At 50.5% G+C, this 1,337-nt stretch carries 4 protein-coding genes; all 4 read right to left on the reverse strand.

Translation table 11 applies throughout. The features are described 5' to 3' along the window. Window positions 1–456: PaaI family thioesterase (locus tag A1359_RS02555; RefSeq protein ID WP_066977554.1), on the reverse strand; the 456-nt coding region annotated here is incomplete at its 3' end. 18 nt (window positions 457–474) lie between these two features. Beyond that, on the reverse strand, window positions 475–804 hold the full coding sequence (locus A1359_RS02560; RefSeq protein ID WP_066977557.1) for a hypothetical protein: 330 nt from the start codon (window positions 802–804) through the stop codon (window positions 475–477). Then, complete coding sequence (locus A1359_RS22985) at window positions 801–986, reverse strand: AarF/UbiB family protein (RefSeq protein ID WP_456297534.1); 186 nt, start codon at window positions 984–986, stop codon at window positions 801–803. Before A1359_RS22985 ends, A1359_RS02560 begins: the two co-directional genes overlap by 4 nt. 144 nt (window positions 987–1,130) lie before the next feature. After that, window positions 1,131–1,337: DUF2934 domain-containing protein (locus A1359_RS22990; protein WP_232322087.1), on the reverse strand; the 207-nt coding region annotated here is incomplete at its 5' end.

Consider the following 1,337-nt stretch of genomic DNA (forward strand, 5'->3'; position numbering starts at 1 on the left):
ACGGATAGCCACTTTTGCCTTAATAAGCGTGCACAAAGTACCATTTTCCTGATAATAACCGTATTCAAACATCGGAGTACTTCTGCCTTTTTTGGCCAAATCAGTGCGTATTTGCCGCTCTATTTCCGGAGACATATGAAAAATGAGCTCTAAATCACTTAGACCTTCTGCTATAAAATCCAGCTGTAACGAACTTGTCAAAACCCTATGGTCGGGGAATAATTTCTGACATGCCATTGCTGCAATAGGATCAGCCAGACAGGCTTGGTATCCGCCAAATAAACTACCTCCAACATTAGTTGCAATCCAGCTATGTGGCAAACGGATTTTGATAGTGCGCCAGTCGGGAGACAAAACCAGTACTTTAATACGCATTAACCAAAAAAAGGGTAGGCACTCTATTCTTTTTTTATCTGATAATAAAGGCGTGGTCCAGATAAAATGACGTAATTTCATAGGGTTAATGTATCCTGGTTATAATTCAGTGAAATATTGATACAACCTTTTTATGAAAGCGGCTTGCTTTTCGCGTTCGGCACTACTTTTTCTCCGAATTTGACCAGTCGACGATCCATTCGGACGTGAACAGATCGACTCGGATGGCGACGACCTAGCCCAGAGTGACGAAGCTTGGCTCCAGTTGAGACCGCAAGAATCCGTGCGAAACCAGGCTCGCCTATTCCTTTCTGCCGCTGCGCCAGATAGAGAGATCAACAGCCAGATGCCACCGATGACGGCGGCGAAAAAGCCGAGCGTGCCGAATGATGGCAAACCCGGCAAGGACGGCTCGCCTTTGACATTCATGCGGTTGCCAGGCAGGTAAAAGAGGTTGCCTGGATGGGATCGGCATGGAAAAAGCCGTCTTCCAGCATCATCTTGAGTACCGCGTCTGTGCCGCGCCGAGCCAATAGCCTGCGATCAAGCCTCGCCGCATCCACTGCCGTCAGATCGTGGCCGGGAATGTCTCGGACATATAGTCTTGCAATTGAGCCGTTCGCTGACCCATTGCCAGTGAATGCGGGGCACGATGATTTCGGCCAGCCTGGTCAAAAGGCGCAGGTCGGCCTAGACAATCTGCTTGATGCCGGGCCGACGCACTTTGAGGATGACTTCACTGCTATCGGCCAACCTCATTTGTTTGTTGTAAGGATGCGGTCGATTTCCGCTTCTGCTTCGCGCCAATCTTCCGCTGTGTCGCCGCCGGCAAAGCCGCGCTTTTCGGCGCGGTAATAGGCGGCTTCAGCGATCATTCGATAGCGCTCCTCCGGTGATACGAGCGGACGATTCGGTTGCTCGGCAACGGCTTGAGCCGTCTTTTCAGGGGCGGCAGTGGATTT

It is taken from the genome of Methylomonas lenta, from assembly GCF_001644015.1.
GTDB lineage: Bacteria > Pseudomonadota > Gammaproteobacteria > Methylococcales > Methylomonadaceae > Methylomonas > Methylomonas lenta.

Bases quoted from the DNA above. Each gene is read 5' to 3' on its own strand.
- A1359_RS02560 (WP_066977557.1), bottom strand. From the start codon at position 804: ATGAATGTCAAAGGCGAGCCGTCCTTGCCGGGTTTGCCATCATTCGGC.